The 22271-nt window shown below is 66.4% G+C and carries 13 protein-coding genes; 7 read left to right on the top strand and 6 right to left on the bottom strand.

What is annotated here, in order from left to right; genetic code table 11:
• Nucleotides 1-26 precede the first annotated feature (26 nt).
• From narJ to IB273_RS08000, 4 genes are all read right to left on the bottom strand, one after another.
• On the bottom strand, nucleotides 27-797 hold the full coding sequence (gene narJ, locus IB273_RS08015) for a nitrate reductase molybdenum cofactor assembly chaperone (RefSeq protein ID WP_192223750.1): 771 nt from the start codon (nucleotides 795-797) through the stop codon (nucleotides 27-29).
• Nucleotides 790-2349, bottom strand: coding sequence for a nitrate reductase subunit beta (gene narH, locus IB273_RS08010; RefSeq protein WP_081518324.1), 1560 nt, complete (start codon nucleotides 2347-2349; stop codon nucleotides 790-792). The genes narJ and narH overlap by 8 nt, the downstream gene beginning before the upstream one ends.
• Entirely contained in the window at nucleotides 2346-6110 is a 3765-nt protein-coding gene (locus tag IB273_RS08005; protein WP_081518323.1) for a nitrate reductase subunit alpha, read from the bottom strand. The genes narH and IB273_RS08005 overlap by 4 nt, the downstream gene beginning before the upstream one ends.
• 75 nt (nucleotides 6111-6185) lie before the next feature.
• Nucleotides 6186-8834, bottom strand: coding sequence for a nitrate/nitrite transporter (locus IB273_RS08000; RefSeq protein WP_081518322.1), 2649 nt, complete (start codon nucleotides 8832-8834; stop codon nucleotides 6186-6188).
• Nucleotides 8835-9290: 456 nt separating this feature from the next.
• On the opposite strand from IB273_RS08000, the gene hemN reads away from it, so the two are divergent.
• The gene (gene hemN / locus IB273_RS07995; RefSeq protein ID WP_192223749.1) at nucleotides 9291-10688 is read left to right on the top strand and encodes an oxygen-independent coproporphyrinogen III oxidase; all 1398 of its coding nucleotides are present in this window, start codon (nucleotides 9291-9293) and stop codon (nucleotides 10686-10688) included.
• 110 nt (nucleotides 10689-10798) lie between these two features.
• Here hemN and IB273_RS07990 read toward each other — a convergent pair whose 3' ends face one another.
• Nucleotides 10799-11125 carry a hypothetical protein gene (locus IB273_RS07990; protein WP_192223748.1) on the bottom strand — a complete coding sequence of 109 codons (327 nt, stop codon included), beginning with the start codon at nucleotides 11123-11125 and terminating at the stop codon, nucleotides 10799-10801.
• A 487-nt stretch (nucleotides 11126-11612) separates the two neighbouring features.
• On the opposite strand from IB273_RS07990, the gene IB273_RS07985 reads away from it, so the two are divergent.
• Complete coding sequence (locus tag IB273_RS07985; RefSeq protein WP_192223747.1) at nucleotides 11613-12110, top strand: adenylosuccinate synthase; 498 nt, start codon at nucleotides 11613-11615, stop codon at nucleotides 12108-12110.
• Between the two features lie 54 nt (nucleotides 12111-12164).
• Here the strand turns inward: IB273_RS07985 and IB273_RS07980 are convergent, their stop codons facing one another.
• Nucleotides 12165-13553, bottom strand: a complete 1389-nt coding sequence (locus IB273_RS07980) for an aldehyde dehydrogenase family protein (protein ID WP_192223746.1) — start codon at nucleotides 13551-13553, stop codon at nucleotides 12165-12167.
• A gap of 108 nt (nucleotides 13554-13661) precedes the next feature.
• Between IB273_RS07980 and ptrR the strand changes: the two genes are divergently transcribed.
• The 5 genes from ptrR to IB273_RS07955 all read left to right on the top strand — a co-directional run bounded on the left by ptrR (nucleotide 13662) and on the right by IB273_RS07955 (nucleotide 22265).
• Entirely contained in the window at nucleotides 13662-14546 is an 885-nt protein-coding gene (ptrR, locus tag IB273_RS07975; protein WP_192223745.1) for a putrescine utilization regulator PtrR, read from the top strand.
• Between the two features lie 81 nt (nucleotides 14547-14627).
• A complete protein-coding gene (locus tag IB273_RS07970) occupies nucleotides 14628-16211 on the top strand; it encodes a response regulator (protein ID WP_225610099.1) in 1584 nt (527 codons plus the stop codon).
• A gap of 103 nt (nucleotides 16212-16314) precedes the next feature.
• Nucleotides 16315-17160, top strand: coding sequence for a hypothetical protein (locus tag IB273_RS07965; RefSeq protein ID WP_151187452.1), 846 nt, complete (start codon nucleotides 16315-16317; stop codon nucleotides 17158-17160).
• Between the two features lie 48 nt (nucleotides 17161-17208).
• Nucleotides 17209-21390, top strand: coding sequence for a YadA-like family protein (locus IB273_RS07960; RefSeq protein WP_192223743.1), 4182 nt, complete (start codon nucleotides 17209-17211; stop codon nucleotides 21388-21390).
• A gap of 50 nt (nucleotides 21391-21440) precedes the next feature.
• Nucleotides 21441-22265 (top strand): OmpA family protein, encoded by an 825-nt coding sequence (locus IB273_RS07955; protein WP_192223742.1) that lies wholly within the window; start codon nucleotides 21441-21443, stop codon nucleotides 22263-22265.
• Nucleotides 22266-22271 lie beyond the last annotated feature (6 nt).

Raw genomic sequence — 22271 nt, 5'->3', positions numbered from 1 at the left:
GGGCCTCCGTTCATTCTTTGCCGGGTTCAGGGGCGCTCTGACGGCATGATCTGCACGACCTGGGGCAGCGCTTCGTACTTGCGCTCGGCCAGGCGTCGTCCTTCGGCTGACTGCAGGCTGCAGTCCTTGTCGGTTTCGGCGTGGAAGCGCACGGCTTCTTCCTCCCACACCGCGTCCAGCGCCTGGGGCGTGTTGTCCGGTGCTTCGCTGGCGGCCACCGGGCGCTGCTCGTCGATGGCCTCGGTGGCGCCGATCAGCGCGAGCAGGGCGCGCGGCACCAGCGCGTAGCGGGTGTCGCGCTCCTCAAGACGCGCGGTGAGCAGGGCGAGGATGTGCTGGATGTCGCCCAGCCACTGGCCGATTTCCTCATGGCTGCAGGTCGACAGGTACTCCAGGAACAGCGGCAGGTAGTCCGGCAACTCGCGGGCGTCGAGCTGGAAGCCGGCGGCCTCGTACTCGGCCAGCAGGTTGACCATGGCCTGGCCGCGGTCGCGGGATTCCCCGTGCACGTGCTCGAACAGCAGCAGCGAGGTGGCACGGCCACGGTCGAACAGCTCGACGTAGGCTTCCTCGAGATCGAGCAGGTCGCCGGCGGCCAGTTCAGCGCACCACTGCGCCAGCTCCGTGCGCAGCTTCAGTGGCAGGCGGTCCTCGCCGTCGAGAATCTCCACGGCTTCGGCGCAGGCCGCCTGCAGCTCGGCGGTGGGGTAGTCGAGCAGGCGCGCCAGCACGCGCAGGCTGAGCAGGCCGACGATGGGGCCGTCGTGAGGTTTGGGAATGGCTTCGTAGTTACCCATGGCGGCTGTCCTCCACCGGGTCGAAGGTCTGCACCGGCTTGACCAGCGTGGTGGTGTTCTTGCGTCCGCCGAACAGGCTGACCTGGTTGTTGCCGCCACCATTGCAGCCGTCGCCGAAGGTGAAGCCGCAACCGCTGCGTTCGGCATAGGCCTCGGGGATGTGCTCGCGGTGCCCGGTGGGGATGACGAAACGATCCTCGTAGTTGGCGATGGCCAGGTAGCGGTACATCTCCTCGACCTGGTTCTGGGTCAGGCCGACCTGTTGCAGCACCTCGGTGTTCAGCTCCTTGTCGACGTGCTTGGCGCGCATGTACACGCGCATCGCCATCAGGCGCTTGAGGGCCAGCACCACCGGTGCTTCCTCGCCGGCGGTGAGCATGTTGGCCAGGTAGCGCACCGGGATGCGCAGCGACTCGACCTTGGGCAGCACGCCATCGAACTCCACGTGCCCGGCCTCGGCGGCGGACTGGATGGGGGAGAGCGGCGGCACGTACCAGACCATCGGCAGGGTGCGGTATTCCGGGTGCAGCGGCAGGGCCAGCTGCCAGTCGATGGCCAGCTTGTAGACCGGCGAGGCTTGCGCTGCGGCGATCACGTTGTCGGGGATGCCGTCCTTGCGCGCCTGGGCGATGACTGCCGGGTCGTGCGGGTCGAGGAATATCTCGCACTGGCGGTGGTAGAGGTCGCGGTCATCCTTGGAGGCGGCCACTTCCTCGATGCGGTCGGCGTCGTAGAGCAGCACGCCGAGGTAGCGGATGCGCCCCACGCAGGTTTCCGAGCAGACGGTGGGCTGGCCGGTCTCGATGCGCGGGTAGCAGAAGATGCACTTCTCCGACTTACCGCTTTTCCAGTTGTAGTAGATCTTCTTGTACGGGCAGCCGGAGATGCACATGCGCCAGCCGCGGCACTTGTCCTGGTCGATGAGGACGATGCCGTCTTCCTCGCGCTTGTAGATCGCGCCGCTGGGGCAGGAGGCCACGCACGCCGGGTTCAGGCAGTGCTCGCACAGGCGCGGCAGGTACATCATGAAGGTGTTTTCGAACTGCCCGTAGATGTCCGCCTGGACCTGGTCGAAGTTGATGTCCTTGCGTCGCTTGGCGAACTCGGTGCCCAGCAGTTCTTCCCAGTTCGGGCCCCATTCCACCTTGTCCATGCGCTGCCCCGAGATCAGCGAGCGCGGCCGCGCCACCGGCTGGTGGTCGCCCTGCTTGGCGCTGTGCAGGTGCTGGTAGTCGAAGGTGAAGGGCTCGTAGTAGTCGTCGATCTCCGGCAGGTCCGGGTTGGCGAAGATGTTAGCCAGTACCCGCCACTTGCCGCCGATGCGCGGGTTGATGGAGCCGTCGGCGTTGCGCACCCAGCCGCCGTTCCATTTCTTCTGGTTCTCCCATTCCTTGGGGTAGCCGATGCCGGGCTTGGTTTCGACGTTGTTGTACCAGGCGTATTCGATGCCTTCGCGGCTGGTCCAGACGTTCTTGCAGGTGACCGAGCAGGTGTGGCAACCGATGCACTTGTCGAGGTTCAGGACCATCCCGACCTGGGAACGAATCTTCATTTGACGGCCTCCTGCTGATAGTCGTTGCCTTCACCGTCGAGCCAGTCGATGCGGCGCATCTTGCGCACGATGACGAACTCGTCGCGGTTGGAACCCACGGTGCCGTAGTAGTTGAAGCCGTAGGAGAGCTGCGCGTAGCCGCCGATCATGTGGGTCGGTTTGGGGCAGACCCGCGTGACCGAGTTGTGGATACCGCCGCGCGTGCCGGTCATCTCCGAGCCTGGGATGTTCAGGATGCGCTCCTGGGCGTGGTACATCATCGCCATGCCCGGGCGCACCCGCTGGCTCACCACCGCGCGGGCGGCGATGGCGCCGTTGGCGTTGTACAGCTCGATCCAGTCGTTGTCGGAGACGCCAATGGAGCGTGCGTCGTCTTCGGACATCCAGACTATCGGCCCGCCGCGCGACAGGGTCTGCATCAGCAGGTTGTCGCTGTAGGTGGAGTGGATGCCCCACTTCTGGTGCGGGGTCAGCCAGTTCAGGGCGATCTCCGGGTTGCCGTTGCTTTTCGGCGCGGCAACGCTGGCGGCGGCCTTGGTGTCGATGGGCGGCCGGTAGACCATCAGGCTTTCACCGAAGGCGCGCATCCACGGGTGGTCCTGGTAGAACTGCTGGCGGCCGGTGACGGTGCGCCAGGGGATAAGCTCATGCACGTTGGTGTAGCAGGCGTTGTAGCTCACGTGCTCGTCTTCCAGGCCGGACCAGGTCGGGCTGGAGATGATCTTGCGCGGCTGCGCGACGAGGTCGCGAAAGCGGATTTTCTCCTCTTCCTTGGGCTTGGCCAGGTGCGTGTGGTCGCGCCCGGTGATCTTCGACAGCGCCGCCCAGGCTTTCACCGCCACCTGGCCGTTGGTTTCCGGCGCCAGGGCGAGGATCATCTCGGCGGCGTCGATGGCCGAGGCGATCTTCGGCCGGCCGGCGGCGGAGCCTTCCAGCTTGCGGTAGTTGAGCTTGCCGAGCAGGTCGACCTCGGTCTCGGTCTTCCAGGCGATGCCCTTGCCGCCGTTGCCGATGGTGTCCAGCAGCGGGCCGACGGAGCTGAAGCGCTCGTAGGTTTCCGGGTAGTTGCGCTTGACCTCGATGAGCGACGGCATGGTCTTGCCGGGGATTGCCTCGCACTCGCCTTTCTTCCAGTCACGCACTTCGGGCTGGGCCAGCTCGCCGGGGCTGTCGTGCTGCAGGGGCAGGGTGACCAGGTCGGTTTCCTCGCCCAGGTGGCCGACGCACAGGCGCGAGAAGGCCTGGGCGATGCCGTCGTAGATCTGCCAGTCGCTGCGCGCTTCCCACGCCGGGTCGGTGGCGGCGGTGAGCGGGTGGATGAAGGGGTGCATGTCCGAGGTGTTGAGGTCGTCCTTCTCGTACCAGGTGGCGGTGGGCAGCACCACATCGGAGTAGAGGCAGGTGGTGGACATGCGGAAGTCCAGGGTGGTCAGCAGGTCGAGCTTGCCTTCGATGGGCTCGTCCTTCCAGACCACCTCCTCGGAGCGCTGCTTGCCCGCTTCGCCCAGGTCCTTGCCGAGTACGCCATGCTTGGTGCCCAGCAGGTACTTGAGCATGTACTCGTGGCCCTTGCCGGAAGAGCCGAGCAGGTTGGAGCGCCAGACGAACAGGTTGCGCGGGTGGTTCTGCGGGTTGTCCGGGTCTTCGCTGGCAAAACGCAGCTGGCCGCTTTTCAGTTGCTCGACGGTGTAGTCCACGGTGCTCTTGCCGGCGGCCTGGGCGGCGGCGGCCAGGCGCAGCGGGTTGATCCCCAGTTGCGGCGCGGAGGGCAGCCAGCCCATGCGCTCGGCGCGCACGTTGAAGTCCACCAGGCTGCCGCTGAAGTCCTGCGGGCGGGCGAGCGGGGAGAGCAGCTCCTTCACTTCCAGCTTCTCGTAGCGCCACTGGCTGGAGTGGTTGTAGAAGAACGAGGTGCCGTTCATGTGGCGCGGCGGACGGTGCCAGTCGAGGGCGAAGGCCAGCGGCGTCCAGCCGGTCTGCGGGCGCAGCTTTTCCTGGCCGACATAGTGCGACCAGCCGCCGCCGCTCTTGCCGATACAACCGCAGAGGATGAGCATGTTGATCAGCCCGCGGTAGTTCATGTCCATGTGGTACCAGTGGTTCATCCCGGCACCGACGATGATCATGGAACGGCCATGGGTCTTGTCGGCGTTGAGGGCGAACTCGCGGGCGATGCGGATCATCTGCGCCGCCGGCACCCCGGTGATCGCCTCCTGCCAGGCCGGGGTATAGGGCTTCATCTGCCCGTAGTCGCTGGCGCCGTCGTCCTCGCCCGCACCGCCGACGGTGGCTTGCAGGCCACGGTCGATGCCGTAGTTGGCGGCGGTCAGGTCGAACACGGTGACCGCCAGCACCTCGCGGCCATCGGCCAGTTTCAGGCGCTTGGCCGGCACATGGTGGTAGATGACGTCGCGCACTTTCACGTTGGGGAAGTGCTGGCGCTCGATGCCGCCGAAGTAGGGGAAGGCCACCCGCGCCACTTCGTCATGCTGGCCGAGTTGCGACAGGCGCAGGCTGATCTCCTTGCCGTCGGCGTCGACCTGCTCCAGGTTCCAGTGGCCGCTCTCGCCCCAGCGGAAGCCGATGGCGCCGCGCGGCACCACCAGGCGGTCGCCGCTCTCGTCCCAGGCCACGGTCTTCCATTCGGGGTTGTTGGCCTGCTCCAGGTTGCCGTCGAAGTCGCTGGCGCGCAGCTGCTTGCCCGGCACCAGGCTGCCGTCGTCGCGCTGTTCCAGCTCGACCAGGATCGGCATGTCGGTGTAGCGGCGGATGTAGTCGGTGAAGTAGGCGCTGGGTTTCTCCAGGTGGAATTCCTTGAAGATCACATGGCCCATGGCGATGGCCAGCGCGGAGTCGGTGCCTTGCTTGGCGCTCATCCACTCGTCGCAGAGCTTGGAGATTTCCGCGTAGTCCGGGGTGATGGCGATGGTCTTGGTGCCCTTGTAGCGCACCTCGGTGAAAAAGTGCGCGTCGGGGGTGCGGGTCTGCGGGACGTTGGAACCCCAGGCGATGATGTAGCCGGAGTTGTACCAGTCGGCGGACTCGGGCACGTCGGTCTGCTCGCCCCACACCTGGGGCGAGGCGGGCGGCAGGTCGCAATACCAGTCGTAGAAGCTCAGGCAGACCCCGCCGATCAGGGACAGGTAACGGGTGCCCGAGGCGTAGGAGACCATCGACATCGCCGGGATCGGCGAGAAGCCGGCGACGCGGTCCGGGCCGTAGGTCTTCACGGTGTAGACGTTGGCAGCGGCGACCAGGGTCTGCATCTCGTCCCAGTCGGCGCGGACGAACCCGCCACGGCCACGGATGGACTTGTACTGCTTCGCCTTCTGCGGGTCCTCGACGATGCTCGCCCAGGCCAGCACCGGGTCCTTGTGGGCTGCCAATGCCTCGCGCCAGAGCTGTACCAGCGCCTTGCGCACCATGGGGTATTTCAGCCGGTTGGCGCTGTACAGGTACCAGGAGTAGCTGGCGCCGCGCGGGCAGCCACGGGGCTCGTGGTTGGGCAGGTCGGGGCGGGTGCGCGGGTAGTCGGTCTGCTGGGTTTCCCAGGTGACCAGGCCGTTCTTCACGTAGATCTTCCAGCTGCAGGAGCCGGTGCAGTTCACCCCGTGGGTCGAGCGGGCGATCTTGTCGAACTGCCAGCGCTGGCGATAGCCGTCTTCCCAGTCGCGGCTCTCATCGCGGGTTTCGCCGTGGCCGCCGGCGAACTCCGGGGGACGCTTGACCAGGTAGCGCAGGCGGTCGATGAAGAAGCTCATGTTTCTCCTCCTTGGCAGGGCGCGCGGTTAGCAACGCGCCTCTCTAGCAACGCGACTCTTCAGCAACGCAGCTCGTCAGCAACGAACTTCGGCATTGCCACGGGTGTAGTAGAACCAGGTCAGCGCGATACACAGCACGTAGAACACGATGAACCCGTAGAGCGCCCATTCCGGGCCTCCGGTGAGGTCGAACGAACTGCCGAACGATTTCGGGATGAAGAAGCCGCCGTAGGCCGCTACCGCCGAGATGAAGCCTACCGCTGCGGCAGACTCCTTCTCGCTCTGCAGGCCCTGTTGCTCGGCGGGCAGGCTGGGGAACAGGCGGGGTGTCATGATCCGGAAGATCGCCGGGATCATCTGCGTGGTGCTGGCATTGCCCACCCCGGAGAAGAAGAACAGCAGCAGGAACATCGTCAGGAAGCCCCAGAAGGCGCCCGGCTGGTCCTTGCCTTCGATGAAGAACAGCACGCCGCCGACGCACACGGCCATGGCGACGAACACCCAGAGGCTGATCCGCCCGCCGCCGAAGCGATCGGCCAGGCCGCCGGTGAAGGCGCGGGCGAGGGCACCGATCAGCGGGCCGAGGAAGGCGAACTTGAGCACGTCGACGCCGGGGAACAGGTGCCCGGCCAGCAGCGGGAAGCCGGCGGAGAAGCCGATGAAGCTGCCGAAGGTGCCGGTGTAGAGCACGCTCATCAGCCAGGTGTGCTTGCGCTTGAAGATCGCCATCTGGTCGGCGAAGGACGACTTGGCGCTGGCGATGTCGTTCATGCCGAACCAGGCGGCGATGGTTGCCAGGATGATGAACGGCACCCAGATGAAGCCGGCGTTCTGCAGCCACAGCGGCGTGCCGGCGGCGGTCATCTGCGGCTCGCCGCCCAGGCTGCCGAACACCGCCATGGTGATGCACAGCGGCACGGCGAACTGCATGACGCTCACGCCCAGGTTGCCCAGTCCGGCGTTCAGGCCCATGGCCGCGCCCTTGGCCTGTTTGGGGAAGAAGAACGAGATGTTCGCCATGCTCGAGGAGAAGTTGCCGCCGCCCAGGCCGCAGAGCAGGGCGAGGATCAGCATCACGAGGTACGGCGTGTTCGGGTTCTGCACGGCAAAGCCGATCCACAGCGCCGGCAGCAGCAGCGACGCGGTGGACAGCGCCGTCCAGCGCCGGCCGCCGAAGATCGGCACCATGAAGCTGTAGAAGATGCGCAGGGTGGCGCCGGACAGGCCGGGCAGGGCGGCCAGCCAGAACAGCTGGTTGGCACTGTACTCGAAGCCCGCCAGCGGCAGCTTGGCTACCACCACCGACCAGACCATCCAGATGGCGAAGGCCAGCAGCAGGTTGGGGATGGAGATCCACAGGTTGCGCGTGGCGATGCGCTTGCCGGTCTGCTCCCAGAATGCCGGGTCCTCGGGGTGCCATTCGCGCAGGACGAAGCTGCTGGGGGTGGACAGCTCCGGCAGGTCGCGCGAGGAACTGCGCTCGGCCCATTCCACCCGCTCGGCCATGCGGATCGCGTAGTGCATCCAGGCCAGGGCGCCGGCGGCGATGAGGAACAGCAGCATGAAGCAGCTCTGCCAGATGCCGACCACGTCGTTGAGCATGCCGAAGGTCAGCGGCAGCAGGAAACCGCCCAGTCCGCCCATCATCCCGACCAGGCCGCCGACCACGCCGACGTGTTGCGGGTAGTAGGTGGGGATGTGCTTGAACACCGCCGCCTTGCCCAGGGACATGAAGAAGCCCAGCACGATGATGATCGCGGCGAAGCCGATCAGCCCCAGGTGCATGGCGAATTCGACCTCGCCGCGCACACCGGTGACGACATAGCGGGTCGGTGGATAGCTGAGCAGGAAGGTGCAGATCACCGACAGGCTCAGGGTCCAGTACATCACCCGGCGCGCGCCGTAGCGGTCCGACAGCCAGCCGCCGAGGATGCGGAACAGCGAGGCCGGCACCGTGTACAGCGCGGCGACGAAACCGGCGGCGGCCAGCCCCAGGCCGTACACCTCCATCAGGTAGTGCGGCAGCCACAGGGCCAGCGCGACGAAGGCGCCGAAGACAAAGAAGTAATAGAGCGAGAAGCGCCACACGCGCAGCTCGGCCAGCGGCGCCAATTGCTCGGACAGCGGGATGGCCTTGGCCTGGCGGGTGGCAGCCTGCGGGTCGGTCTTGGCCAGCAGGATGAACAGGATGCCCATGACGCCGAGCACGATCGCATACACTAGCGCGGCGCCGCGCCAGCCGAGGGCGAGCATCAGCAGCGGGGCGGCGAGGTTGGTCAGGCCGGCGCCGACGTTACCGGCGCCGAAGATCCCCAGCGCGGTGCCCTGTTGCCCGGCTTCGAACCAGGTGGCGGTGTAGGCAGTGCCGACGATGAAGCCGCCGCCGGCGAGGCCCACGCCAAGGGCGGCCACCAGCAACATCGGGAAACTGTTGGCGAAGGTCAGCAGGTAGACGCAGACGGCCGACACCAGCATCAGCAGGCCGAACACCCAGCGGCCGCCGTAGCGGTCGGTCCACAGGCCGAGGAAGATGCGCGAGATCGAGCCGGTCAGCACCGGCGTCGCCATCAGCAGGCCGAGCTGGGTATCGCTCAGGCCGAACTCGTTCTTGATCTGCAGGCCGAGGATGGAGAACAGCGTCCATACGGCGAAGCACAGGGTAAAGGCCAGGGTCGACAAGCCGAGAGCGCGATAGCGGTCGCCGGCTGGAATTGAAGTAGCCATTCTGCACGCAGTCCCTTGAAGGTACCGTCAGCAACGGTTCGTTCCATCCAGCCGTAACGATGCCGGGGCAGGTCAGTGGGTACCTGCGCTCGCGGGCATTGCCATTAGCCGAATCACGGTGTCTTGTGGAATCTCTGGTTATCTTGGCACCGCTCAGGTGCTGCAGAGGTCCAGCCTAGACGCAGATCACCGGGAATTCCAAAACGAGGCGGGATATTGCTGCGAACGTGCGCAACTTGGTGTTTCGCTGTATAGAAATATAAATAGCGATGGCCATTGGATTGCCATTGCGTGAACAGGCGTGCTGCCATCGATCAGCAACTACTGTAGGAACGTGGAGATTCGTCCTGCACGACAGAACTTCTTGATCCTGCGCAGGAGGCGCGTAGCTTGAGCGGAGTATCGTGCGGCGGCGACTCGCAGCGACAGACTGCCAGCGCCTCAGGAGCCCGTGTCATGCCCGAATCGATGAGTTTCAACCGCGCGCTGGTGGAGAAGTACGACCGTCCCGGCCCGCGCTACACCTCCTATCCCACCGCGCCGCAGTTCCATGGCGCGTTCGCCGCCGACGACTACCGCGCGGCCGCCCGGCGTAGCAACCATCCCGCCGACGGGAGCGCAGCCAAGCCGCTCTCGGTGTACATCCATATCCCGTTCTGCAAGAGCCTCTGCTACTACTGCGCCTGCAACAAGATCATCACCCAGAAGACCCACCGCGCCGTGGAATACCTGGACTACCTCAAGCGCGAAATCGCCATGCAGGCCGAGCTGTTCGACGGCGCCCGCAAGCTCACCCAGCTGCACCTGGGCGGCGGCACGCCGACCTACCTGACCAGCGAGCAACTGGGCGAGGTGATGGACAGCCTGCGCGAGCATTTCAACCTCGACGAAAGCGACGCCCACGAGTTCTCCATTGAAGTCGACCCGCGCACCATCAGCCGTGAGCGCATCGCCGAGCTGCGCGCCCAGGGCTTCAACCGCCTGAGCTTCGGCGTGCAGGATTTCGACGCGAAGGTGCAGGAAGCGGTCAACCGCGTGCAGAGCGAGCAGCAGGTCTTCGACCTGGTCGCGGCGGCGCGCGAGGCGAGATTCAAGTCGGTCTCCGTGGACCTGATCTACGGCCTGCCGCTGCAGACCGTGGCGAGCTTCGACACTACCCTCAGCAAGATCATCGCCCTGCGTCCCGACCGCATCGCCGCATACAGCTACGCCCACCTGCCCGAGCGGGTACGCGCGCAGCGGCTGATCCGCCGCGAGGACATGCCGCCACCGGAGCGCAAGCTGGAACTGCTGGAACTGACCATCCAGCGGCTGACCGAAGCGGGCTACGTCTACATCGGCATGGACCACTTCGCCCTGCCCGACGACGAACTCACCGTGGCCCGCAGCAACGGCACCCTGCAGCGCAACTTCCAGGGCTACTCGACCCACGCCGACTGCGACCTGATCGCCCTGGGCGTGTCGTCCATCAGCAAGGTCGGCGACACCTACGGGCAGAACGTGAAGGAGCTGTCGCAGTATTACGCGCGGCTCGACGAAGGCCTGCTGCCGGTGCACAAGGGCTACCGCCTGACCGACGACGACTGCCTGCGCCGCGAAGTGATCAGCGCGCTGATGTGCCATGGCCGCGTCGACTATGCCCCGCTGGAAGAGCGCCACGGCATTCGTTTCGGCGAGTACTTCGAGGGTTCGCTGCGGCAGTTGCGCGAGCAGGTCGGCGACGGCCTGATCGAACTGCATGACGACGCGCTGGTGCTGCTGCCCCAGGGGCAGCTGATGATGCGCAGCGTGGCCATGGCCTTCGACGCCTACCTCGGTGGCGAGCAGGCGGAGCGCTTCTCGCGCACCATCTGACGCTGCTGCCCGATACAGAACGGCCCGCCTTCCTGGCGGGACGTTGTATTTTTCGCAGCCCCCGAGATAAAAATCCCCGGCCTGGACCGGGGATTTTTCTTTCAAGGCTTCTACGCGCGCCGCCGCCGGCGGTCATGTTCCGCCTGGTACAACGACTGTGCATCGGAGATCAGCAAGAGCAGCGCGCGGCAGATCAGGAAGACGTTGGGTATCGCAGCGTCGTCCTGGTCGACCCTCTCGAGGACCGCCAGCATGTCGAGGGTGGCGCTCATTCGATCTTCCGCGGCATCGTACAAGGCCTCGTCGGGGGCGTCTGCGCGCAGGAACAGCGCAGCGTCCGGGGCGAAGTAGCTGTGTTGTGACGTCGTCGCCAGGGGGATGAAGCGGGGGCCGGCGGGACGCGGGGTTGGGGGTGTCGTATCATCGGCGTTAGCCATGGTCAGCTCCTTAATGGTCAGCTCCTTAAGAGCTGGTTGTGGTCAGCGGGCCGGCGGTGTTACAGCACCTTCGGCCCGCGTCTTTTGCGTTATCGCAAACTCCTTTACCTGATCCGCGCCGTTCGGCACCTCTGGATCATGTCTGTGTCGGTGCGCCGCTCCTTTGCCCAAGACGAACGCTCAGGAACGTGCCTGCAATGAGCGGCGTACTGCCGGAAATGTGTCGCTATTTTATCTGCTCCCGATGCGAGGGCTCCAGGCGTTGGAATGGATTCCTCCCTATCTGGTCGGGGCTTGGGAAAAGGCTGACGTGTTTCCTAGGTACCTTCGGCCACGGTGGCACCGTTGACCGCTCGACAGGGAGCATTGGCTACCTGAAATCCGCGAGGCCCATGGTGGTGATGGGCTATTGAAACGGTCGCGAGTCGCTTGCCCGCTCGGCAACGTGCAGGCAATCGACATCCGCGGCGGAGGTTTTGGCTGAGAAATGGACATGACGCACGCAGAGCTTTGCGAGATTGCCCGAATGTGGCTTACCCGGCGAAATGCGCTGTGCAACCACGGTTGCCACTTGGGCTTGCTGGGACGGGAGTGGATGAAGGGGGCGCATGTGCCCGATGTATTGGGGTTCAAGGCGGTCGGGAAGCGGGTCGAATCCGTGGCGATTCAGGTTCGGCTGGCCTGGTCCGATGCCGATGAAGCGGCGCGCAAGCAGCCACCCGCGAAGACGCTGGGGATGGGGCTGTACCGCTATTATCTCTGCCCCGAGGGGGCCATTCAGCCCTACCAGTTGCCACCACGGTGGGGAATGTTGTGGGTGACGCGCAAGGGGCAGGTAGTCCCTATGGCGGGTGCTGTTGCGGAGTCCTGGAACCGGCTTACGTTCCATTCCGTGGCCCAGGACTGGCAGCACGAACGGGATATCGAGCAGGAAAGCTGGCTCCTGGTTCGTGCGATGACCCGACAACCGTTTAGCTTGCCTTAAGGCCAAGCGACGTGAACGGCCCGCCTCCATGGCGGGCCGTTGCGTTCTCAGCGCTTAGCGGCGATCGACCCACACGGTCTGTGCGTTGCAGAACTCGCGCACGCCGAAGTGCGACAGCTCGCGACCGAAGCCGCTCTTCTTCACGCCGCCGAAACCGACGCGGGCATCGCTGGCGCTGTAGCCGTTGATGAATACGCCACCGACGTCCAGCTCGGCGGTCATCTGCCGGGCGCGGGCGAGGTCGGCGGTGAATACCGTGGCGGTCAGGCCGAAGTCGCTGTCGTTGGCCAGTTCCAGCGCGTGGCGGGCGTCCCTGGCGCGGATGATCGAGGCCACCGGGCCGAACAGCTCCTCGCGGAACGAGGTCATGTCCGGTGTCACGTCCGCCAGCACGGTGGGCTGGTAGAAGTTGCCCGCGCCTTCGGCCTTGCCGCCGCCCAGCAGCAGGGTGGCGCCTTCGGCCAGGGTGCGTTGCACCTGGTCGTCCAGCTCGTCGCGCAGGTCGTAGCGGGCCATGGGGCCGACGTAGGTCTGCGCCTGGGTCGGGTCGCCCATCAGCAGTTCGCGGGTCGCGGCAAGGAAACGCTCGGTGAAGGCGTCGGCGATGCTGTCCTCGATGATGAAGCGCTTGGCGGCGGCGCAGACCTGCCCGGAGTTCTGGAAGCGTCCGGCGACGGCGGCCTTCACGGCCACGTCGAGGTCGGCATCGGCGAGCACGATGAAGGCGTCCGAGCCGCCCAGTTCGAGCACGCACTTCTTCAGCGCGGCGCCGGCCTGGGAGCCGATGGCGGAGCCGGCGCGCACGCTGCCGGTCACGGTGACGGCGGCGATGCGGTCGTCGCGGATGGCCTGGGATACCAGGTCGTTACCGACGTTGATCACCTCGAACACGCCGGCCGGGAAGTCCGCCTGCTGGAACGCCTGCAGCATTCCGTAGGCGCTGCCCATGACGTTCGGTGCGTGCTTGAGCACATAGGTGTTGCCTGCCAGCAGCGCCGGCACTGCGCCGCGCAGCACCTGCCAGATCGGGAAGTTCCACGGCATCACCGCGAGGATCGGGCCCAGCGGGCGGTACTCGATCCAGGCGCGCTCGTGCTCCACGCTGGTGGGCTCCGGGGCGAGCATCTGCGGGCCGTTGGCGGCGTACCAGTCGCACAGGCCGGCGCACTTTTCCACTTCGCCACGGGCCTGGGTGATGGGCTTGCCCATCTCGGCGGTGATAGTGGCGGCAAGGGCATCGGCGTTGGCGCGCAGCGCCTGGCCGAGGCGTACCAGGGCGGCGGCGCGCTGCTCCAGCGGGGTGCGCTTCCAGGTCGCGTAGCCCTGGGCCGCGCGGGCCAGGGACTGCTCCAGCGCCTGCGCGGATTCGAAGGCGTAGCTGTCGATCACCTCGCCGGTGGCGGGATTGCGGGAGATCGCGTGGGTCTGCGGGGAGATGCTCATGGCTCGCTCCTGGAGGGTGGGTTGCAGGAAGTGGAGCCAGTGTCGCGTTGAATCATGCTTATGAAAACTGAATAATAATGACGACTACGCTCTCGTTTGGAGAATGAAATGGACCTCGTCCAGCTGGAAATCTTCTGTGCCGTGGCGGCCCACAAGAGCATCGCCGCCGCCGCCCAGGCCATGCACCGCGTGCCGTCCAACCTGACCACGCGGATCAAGCAGCTGGAAGCGGACCTGGGCGCCGACCTGTTCATCCGCGAGAACAATCGCCTGCGCCTGTCCCTGGCCGGGCACGACTTCCTCGTCTACGCCACGCGCATCCTCGGCCTGGTGGAAGAGGCGCGGGTGGTGGTGTCGGGCAAGGAGCCCACGGGGCGCTTCCCCATCGGCTCGCTGGAGAGCACGGCGGCGGTGCGCATCCCGCGCCTGCTGGCGCGCTACCACCAGCAGTACCCGAAGGTGGAGCTGGACCTCTCCACCGGCCCGTCGGGCGACATGATCGACGGGGTGATCGCCGGCGAGCTGATCGCCGCCTTCGTCGACGGGCCGATCAAGCACCCGGCACTGGAGGGCGTGCCGGTGTTCGACGAGGACATGCTGGTGGTCGCGCCGTCACACCACACGCCGATCCAGCGCGGCCAGGATGCCGACGGCGAGATGATCTACGTGTTCCGCGACAACTGCTCCTACCGTCATCACTTCGAACGCTGGTTCGCCGCTGACGGCGCGGCCCCCGGCGCCATCCGCGAGCTGGAGTCCTACCACAGCATGCTCGCCTGCGTGAGCGCCGGCGGCGGCCTGGCGGTGATGCCGCGCAGCATGCTGAGCAACATGCCCGGCAGCGCCTCGGTCAGCGCCTGGCCCATGAGCGGCGACTTCGCCCGGCTGAACACCTGGCTGATCTGGCGCAGCGATTCGCGCTCTCGCTCGCTGGAGCTGTTCCGCCAACTGGTCGACGAGCAGGCGACGGCGCTGGACATGGCGGGGGGCTGATCTTCTCGATAAAGGCGCTGCGTGGATGGTCGGCGGTGCCTATGCTGTTGCGGACGGAAACCGGCTCGGGGCAGGGTAGCTATGGCCAGGGTTTTGCTCGCGGATGCGACACCGATAGTGCGCGATGCCTTGCGCACGTTGCTGGAAGAAATGGGCCACGAGGTGGCGGCGGAGGCGATCGATGTGCCCAGTGCCCTGAGCCTGGCGCGTGAAGCTCGCCCGGACCTGGTGATCCTCGAACTGAACCTGCCGGGGGCAGGCGGGCTCGACCTGCTGCGGCGCCTGCGCGCTCGCGATGCCCGGCAGAAGGTGCTGGTCTACAGCCGGCAGAACCCGGCGCATTTCGCCCCGCTGTGCTTCCAGGCCGGCGCCAGTGGCTTCGTCAGCAAGCATGAAGACACCGCCCTGCTGCGCAAGGCCATCGTCGATGTGCTCGCCGGGCGCGGCCACTTCGCCCGCGAGCACATGCAGTCGGGCCCCGAAGATGTGCTGGGCAGCCTGACACCGCGCGAATTGTCGGTACTGCAACTGATCGCCGAGGGGCAGTCGAACGTGCGCATCGCCGAGCAGCTGCGCATCAGCTTCAAGACGGTCAGCACCTACAAGGCGCACCTGCTGGAGAAGCTGCGCGTTGGCTCCAACGTCGAGCTGGCCGAAATCGCCCGTCGTGCAGGCCTGGTAGCGGATTATCCGTCGGGTGCGGCGGTGGCCGAAGCGCTGCCCGCCGAGATCGGCCTTTTGCGCGAACTGGTCGATGCCGCGCCCAACCCGATGTTCGTGCGGGGTGTCGACAGCCGCCTGCTGTTCTGCAACCAGCGCTTCCTCGACTTTCACCAGGTCAGCGCGGACGAAGCGCTGGGCGCCACGCTGGCCGGCAGCACCTGGCTGCCGGCACAGCATCGCGAGTCGCTGCCGGGCCGCTTCCAGACCGTGATAGAGAAGGGTGTTCCGGTGACCTTCACCCTGCGCGCCGAGCTGCATGGCAGGCATCGCGTGCTGCACAACTGGATGGTGCCCTGCCGCGACTCCAGCGGCCAGCCGAGCGGCGTGCTGGGTGGCTTGCAGGACATTACCGACAGCGAGGACGAGCTGCTCGAATGGCGCGACCGCGCCCTGGCCGCCGAAGCCGGGCTGCACCGGCTCCGCGAGATCAGCACGGCAGCGCTGGACGAGCTGCACTCCCGCCTGGACGGGCTCGAACTGCACCCGGCAACACCGGGCCTGGACGGAGTCGTCGAAGCGCTGCGTCGGCTCAAGAGCACCAGTAACCCGAAAGAGGATCACCCCGCGCCGTCGCTGACGCCTTGTGACCTGGAGGACCTCATCGAGCGCGGCCTGGCTCAGTACCCGACCTGCCGTTTCGACAACCAGTGCAGCGAGCGGCTGCGCAGCTGGCTGGATGCGGAGCTGTTTTCCCATTGGCTGAACGGCGCGCTGGAGCTGCTTGTCGCGCCACGGGGTGTGATGCTTGCGGCCCGGGCGGTGCAGCAGGGGCAACTGCTGGTGCGCCTGGAGCTGAGTGGTGTGGGCGGAGGCAACAGCATCATCCTCCAGCAGTATGTCCTGCGCCTGGCGCAGCGGCTGAATGCGCGCATGGGCATCCAGCGCAGCGCGGAGCACCTGGCCATCGATCTGGAACTGGAGCTGCGCCTGGCGGCCAACTGATTGCGGAACAACTCTGATGCCGGGGCGGGGAGGACTCCTAGTTCGCTCCGCACGCGCCATTCCTAGCATGACGGCAACTCGAACATTTACAGGAGTTGCCGCCATGAACCCTCTCTCGAAAACCGCCGATCGCAGTCGCTCCGGCAAGCTTTCCACCATCGCCCTGGCATTGCTGGTCGCCACGGGGTCGGCCCTGGCCGGCCCGGCGCAACCGGTGCCGCAGGCGCCCGCGCAAACCGTCGCACAACCCCTGGTGCTGCTGGCCCACCAGCAACTGCTCGAAGGTGACCTCGCTTCGGCCCAGGCGCTGCTGCGTGAAGCCGGCGCGCAAGGGCAGGGCGGCAGCCGCGCCCTGGCCGAGCAGGCCTTCATCGAGGATGCCGGCGGCCGCCACATGCGCGCCCGGCAGTTCTACGACGCCCTCAAGGGCAGCGACCAGGCGGCGGTGATCGCCTTGCCGTCGGCAGTGAACCTGGCCGCGCTGGGCCGCTTCGATCAGGCCGGCAAAGCCTTCGCAGAGCTGCAGAAGACCTCCCCCAATCCGCAGGTCCAGGCCTACGCCGGCCTCTGGAACCTCTGGGTAACCGCCCGCCAGGCCAGCGATGCCGGAGTCAAGCCGGCCGTCACCAAGGCGCGTGTTGAGAAACTCGCCCGTGCCATCAAACCGGTCGACGAGCACCAGCGCGCCATGCTCGCGCTGTTCCAGGGCAAGTCCGACAGCTCCGCGGTGTTCGCCCAGATCGATGGCCTGCAGGCCCCCGACGCGGTCAAGCGTGACCTGCGCACCGAGGCCGGATTGTTCGCCGGTGGCTACCTCGACTACGTCCGCCAGGACCACGCCGGCGCACTGCGCCTTTACGAGCGCGCGCTGCAGCAGTCGCGCCCGACGGCCATGGAACGCCCGCAACTGATCCAGTCCAGCCGCGCCCTGCAGCTGTCCTCCCGCTGATTTCCCTTCGCAGAAATCCGGGGGCAGCGCCCCTGGAAGGAGCTTCTCATGAACAGGATTTATCGTCTGGTGTGGTCGCGCAGTCGCGCTGCCTGGTGTGTTGCCTCGGAGCTGACCAGTCGCGTCGGCCAGAGTGGTCATCGCGGCGCCGGCGCGGGCCGTCCGTTAAAGCAGGCCCTGTCTCTGCTGGCGTTGAGCGTCGGCCTTGCCGTCAGCGGGATGGCCGGTGCGGTGGCAGGTAACCCCGGTCTGTACGTCAACGACAGCACCGACATTGGCTGCAACTTCATGCATGACACCGGCATGACCGGAGAAATGGGCTGGAAATATGACGGCAACAACGCCAAGTGCCAGTCAGATGACAAGTCGACCCAGACTGGGCGGGTGCTTTTCTACGGCACCGGAGTGCAGAAAGACGGCACCAATTCGCTGACCCTGGGCAACGAACTCTTCGTCAACGGCGGCCGAATCGGTCTGAACAAAAAGATCGATGGAAGCAACTCCATGGCCATCGGCAACGTCAACGATGCCAATGGCACCAGCGCCACTGGCGCCGATGCCATCGCCATCGGCAACAACGCCCAGAGCCTGAGCCAGTATGCCAGCGCCTTCGGGACAGGGGCGAAGGTCGGCAGCGAGTCGAGCCAGGGCCTGGCCGTGGGCAACAACGCCCTGGTGCAGGGCAGCAAGGGCATCGCCATCGGCAACGGCGCGCAGACCCTTTCCAACGACGCGCTCACGCTGGGCAATGGCGCGACCGTCAATCGCGGCGCCACCGACAGCATGGCGCTGGGCAACAACAGCCAGGTTGCCGCGGACGCCAACAAAGCGACAGCGCTGGGCTTCGGAGCCAATGCTCAAGCTTCCCGGTCCACGGCGCTGGGCGAAAGTTCGATGGCGGGCGCAGCGGGCTCCGTTGCGATGGGCAGCGCTGCGAAGGTCGGCCAGAGCGCCACCGACAGCCTCGCGCTGGGCAGCGGCAGCCTGATCGTCGACGGTGCCCAGAACGCTGCAGCCCTTGGCAAGGGCGCGACTGCCAATGCCAACAACTCGCTGGCTCTGGGCACATCCGCCGTGACCGGCGCGACCAATTCCGTAGCGCTGGGCAGCTCTGCCGTGGTCGGGACCAACTCCAGCAATGGCCTGGCCCTGGGGAGTAGCAGTCAGATCGGAGTCGGCGCGAGCAACACGGTGGCTTTGGGTACAAAGGCAATGGTCGGTGACCGTGCCAGCAACGGCATGGCGCTGGGCAACGGCAGCAGTGTTGCGGTGGATGCCAGTAACGCAATTGCCCTGGGCAACGCGAGCTCAGCCAGTCGCTCCAACTCGGTGGCCATCGGCAATGGTGCGCAAGCCAAAGGGCTGAACAGCATCGTGCTGGGCGCCAACAGCACCAGCACTGCCGGCAGAAGCATACGCACGGAAACTGCCTACGTTCCGGCTGGCGCCACCAGCGTTGCCGGCAGTGTTGCCGATAGCGAGTTCTCCATCGGTCGTGCTGGCGACACCACCAACACTCCCATCGTCCGGCGCCTGACCAATCTTGCCGCTGGCGCGCAGGATACCGACGGCGTCAACGTCAGCCAGCTGAAAGCCCTGGGCGACCAGGTGGCCGACGGCGACGCCGGCGCGGTCAAGTACGAGCGCAACCCGGTCACCGGCACCATCAACTACAACAAGGTGGTGATGCAGGGCGATACCTACAACTCGGTGACCAGGACCGGTGGCACGAAGATCACCAACGTCGCCCGTGGTGCGGATGACAGCGACGCGGTGAACATGTCGCAGCTCAACGAGACCAACGAGAGTGTCACCAACGTCGATAACCGCGTCACTCAGGTCGACAACCGAGTCACCCATGTCGACAACCGGGTGAACAATGTCTTCGGCAACGACAGCGACGCCAACGTTGCCGATAACGGACGCGGCATCCGCTATGTTCGCACCAATGACAATGGCCTGCCGGTGGACGACGCCTATGCCACCCACCCGGGTTCCACGGCGGTGGGCTACCAGGCACGGGCCACCGCTGAAGGCTCCCTGGCTCTGGGACAAAATGCCACCGCCAGCACCGCCAACAGTGTGGCGCTGGGGGCGGGCAGCAGCACCGGCGCCAATCTGGGCCTGGAGGCCTTCATGGGTGGCGGCCAACCGGCCAGGGGCCGGGCAAGCGGCGAGGTCTCGGTGGGCTCTCCTAACGCCGAGCGCCGTATCACCAACCTCGCCGGCGGCGCCGACGACACCGATGCGGTGAACGTCTCGCAACTGCGGGGTGTTTCCGAACGAGCCGAGCGCGCCGAGCAACTGAGCCAGGATGCGCTGCTCTGGGATTGGAGCAGCAACAGCTTCAGCGCCACCCACCACGGCAATGGGCCGAACAAGATCACCAACGTCGCAGCCGGCGATATCAACGACAACTCCACCGATGCAGTGAACGGTTCGCAGTTGTCCGCGACCAACACTCAGGTGACGAACCTGGGTGGCCGCGTCACCAACGTGGAAGGAGATGTCTCCAACCTGGGCGACCACGTCGAGAATATCTACAACACGGGCACCAAGTACTTCCACGCCAACTCCACCGGCACTGATTCGGCGGCGCTCGGCCAGGACTCCGTCGCCATTGGCATGGGCGCGGTGTCCAGCCATGACGGCAGCGTGGCGCTGGGCGCCGGCTCAGTCGCCGATGGCAGCACCCTGGGGCATCAGGCGTATCTGGTGGGCGGCAGTGCGACAGGTGAAGTCAATGTCGGCAACCGCCGTGTCACGGGTGTCGCGGCAGGCGCGGATGAGACCGACGCGGTGAATGTCTCGCAACTCAAGGGTGTCTCCGACCGCACCGACCAACTGAGCCAGGATGCGCTGCTCTGGGACCCGACCGCCAATGGTGGCAACGGGGCCTTCAGCGCCAACCACGGCGGGCGCGGGCCGAACAAGATCACCAACGTCGCGGCCGGCGATATCAACTCCACTTCCACCGACGCGGTGAACGGCTCGCAGCTGTACGAAGTGACCACCCAGATCAGCAACATCACCCTGGGCGGCATCAGGTACTTCCACGCCAATTCGCAGAAACCCGACTCCATCGCCAGCGGCGCCGATTCCATCGCCGTCGGCCCGGCCGCCCAGGCTTCCGGGACTTCCTCCCTGGCCATGGGGGATGGCGCCAATGCCAGCGCCAGCAACGCCAGCGCCATCGGCAGCAACGCCGTTGCCAGCGGCGAAGGCGCCACGGCGGTCGGGACCGGCTCCAGCGCCACTGGCAGTTCCTCGGTGGCCATGGGCGAGGGTGCTGCCGCCACCGGTGAGCGCAGCTCGGCCATCGGCGCCGGAGCCAGTGCCGAAGCCACCAACAGCGTGGCCCTGGGCGCCGACTCGGTGGCCGATCGCGATAACAGCGTCTCGGTGGGCAGCGCCGGCAACGAACGGCAGATCACCAACGTCAAGGCCGGCGAGGCCGACACCGATGCGGTCAACGTCTCGCAGTTGCGCGACCACGGTGACACGGTCAACAGCACCATCAACAACGTCGACAACCGCGTCACCCAGGCGAAGACCGACATCACCCAGCTGCAGAGTGGCACCGATGGCATGTTCCAGGTGAACAACAGCAGCAGCCTGCCCAAGCCGCGCCCCACCGGCACCGATGCGGTGGCCGGCGGCGCGGGAGCGGAGGCCTCCGGCAACAACAGCGCGGCCATCGGCACCCGTGCGCGGGCCAGCGGCATCAATGCCACAGCGCTGGGCAACGGCTCCAGCGCCCAGGCGCAGAACTCGGTGGCGCTGGGCGCCAACTCGGTGGCCGACCGCGCCAACAGCGTCTCGGTGGGCAGCGCCGGCAACGAGCGGCAGATCACCAACCTTGCCGCCGGCACCGCGCCGACCGATGCGGTGAACGTCAGCCAGCTGCAGCAGAGCATGGGTGACATCTCCAACCAGTTCTACGACTACACCGACTCCCGCTACAACGCGCTGCGCCACGACCTGAAGAAACAGGACGACATCCTCAGCGCCGGTATCGCCGGGGCCATGGCCATGGCGACCCTGCCGCAGCCGCACTCGGCCGGAGCCAGCATGGCCACCGTCGGGCTGGGCAACTACCGCGGCCAGGGTGCGCTGGCAATTGGCGTCTCGCGTATCTCCGACAACGGCAAGTGGGTCACCAAGCTGCAGGGCAGTACCAGCAGTCAGGGTGAAGCCGGCGTCGCTGTCGGTCTCGGTTACCAGTGGTAAGTCATTGCGTCGCGGCCCGGCTCCGGCCGGGCTGCGCGAAGGAGGTCAAGATGAACACTTTCACCATCCGCAACCTGTGCACCCTGGCCCTGGCCTGCAGCGGACTGCTGCTGGCGGCCTGCGGCAGCCACAGCGTGGTCGATGCCCAGGGGCACAGTGCCGATCCGCAATTCCCCGCGATCAGCGACTCCTACCGCCCGCAGGGCAGCTACGTGAACCTGGAAAACCTCGGCAAGGTACAGCCGGGCATGGGCAAGGCCCAGCTCTACGAACTGCTCGGCACCCCGCACTTCCAGGAAGGCCTGTTCGGCGTGCATGAATGGGACTACGTCCTGCGCTTCCGCCGTCCGGGCCAGCAGGACCTGCTCTGCCAGTACAAGGTGCTGTTCGACAAGGACATGCACGCGCAGACCTTCCTGTTCTCGCCGGCCGACTGCCTGGAGCAGGCCCGACCGGCCCCGGCTCAATCACCCGTGACGGCATCGGCTGCTTCGCAGCGCGTCACCCTCGGCGGTGACGCCACCTTCGCCTTCAACAGCGCTGAACTCAGCCCGGCCGGCCGCGCCAGCCTGGCGCCCCTGGCCGAACAACTGAAGGCGCAGCAGCCATCGCAGATCAGCATCACCGGGCACACCGACCGTCTTGGCTCGCCGGCCTACAACCTCGAGCTGTCGCGGCGCCGTGCCGAAGCGGTGCGCGACTACCTGGCCGCCGCTGGCGTGCCGTTCGCCTCGATGCACGTACGCGGTGCCGGGGCCGCTGAGCCGGTAGCCGATTGCCCGGACCTGCCGCGCGCCCAACTGATCAACTGCCTGGCGGCCGACCGCCGGGTCGTCATCGAATCCAGCGCCGTTGCGGCGCAAGCCCAAGAGTGAGGAACA

It is taken from the genome of Pseudomonas sp. PDM19 (assembly GCF_014852215.1).
GTDB lineage: Bacteria > Pseudomonadota > Gammaproteobacteria > Pseudomonadales > Pseudomonadaceae > Pseudomonas.
This window is presented reverse-complemented; position numbering and strand designations above follow the sequence as displayed.

Coding starts and splice junctions, on each gene's coding strand:
- narJ (WP_192223750.1), bottom strand. CDS start 797: ATGGGTAACTACGAAGCCATTCCCAAACCTCACGACGGCCCCATCGTC.
- narH (WP_081518324.1), bottom strand. CDS start 2,349: ATGAAGATTCGTTCCCAGGTCGGGATGGTCCTGAACCTCGACAAGTGC.
- IB273_RS08005 (WP_081518323.1), bottom strand. CDS start 6,110: ATGAGCTTCTTCATCGACCGCCTGCGCTACCTGGTCAAGCGTCCCCCG.
- IB273_RS08000 (WP_081518322.1), bottom strand. CDS start 8,834: ATGGCTACTTCAATTCCAGCCGGCGACCGCTATCGCGCTCTCGGCTTG.
- hemN (WP_192223749.1), top strand. CDS start 9,291: ATGCCCGAATCGATGAGTTTCAACCGCGCGCTGGTGGAGAAGTACGAC.
- IB273_RS07990 (WP_192223748.1), bottom strand. CDS start 11,125: ATGGCTAACGCCGATGATACGACACCCCCAACCCCGCGTCCCGCCGGC.
- IB273_RS07985 (WP_192223747.1), top strand. CDS start 11,613: ATGGACATGACGCACGCAGAGCTTTGCGAGATTGCCCGAATGTGGCTT.
- IB273_RS07980 (WP_192223746.1), bottom strand. CDS start 13,553: ATGAGCATCTCCCCGCAGACCCACGCGATCTCCCGCAATCCCGCCACC.
- ptrR (WP_192223745.1), top strand. CDS start 13,662: ATGGACCTCGTCCAGCTGGAAATCTTCTGTGCCGTGGCGGCCCACAAG.
- IB273_RS07970 (WP_225610099.1), top strand. CDS start 14,628: ATGGCCAGGGTTTTGCTCGCGGATGCGACACCGATAGTGCGCGATGCC.
- IB273_RS07965 (WP_151187452.1), top strand. CDS start 16,315: ATGAACCCTCTCTCGAAAACCGCCGATCGCAGTCGCTCCGGCAAGCTT.
- IB273_RS07960 (WP_192223743.1), top strand. CDS start 17,209: ATGAACAGGATTTATCGTCTGGTGTGGTCGCGCAGTCGCGCTGCCTGG.
- IB273_RS07955 (WP_192223742.1), top strand. CDS start 21,441: ATGAACACTTTCACCATCCGCAACCTGTGCACCCTGGCCCTGGCCTGC.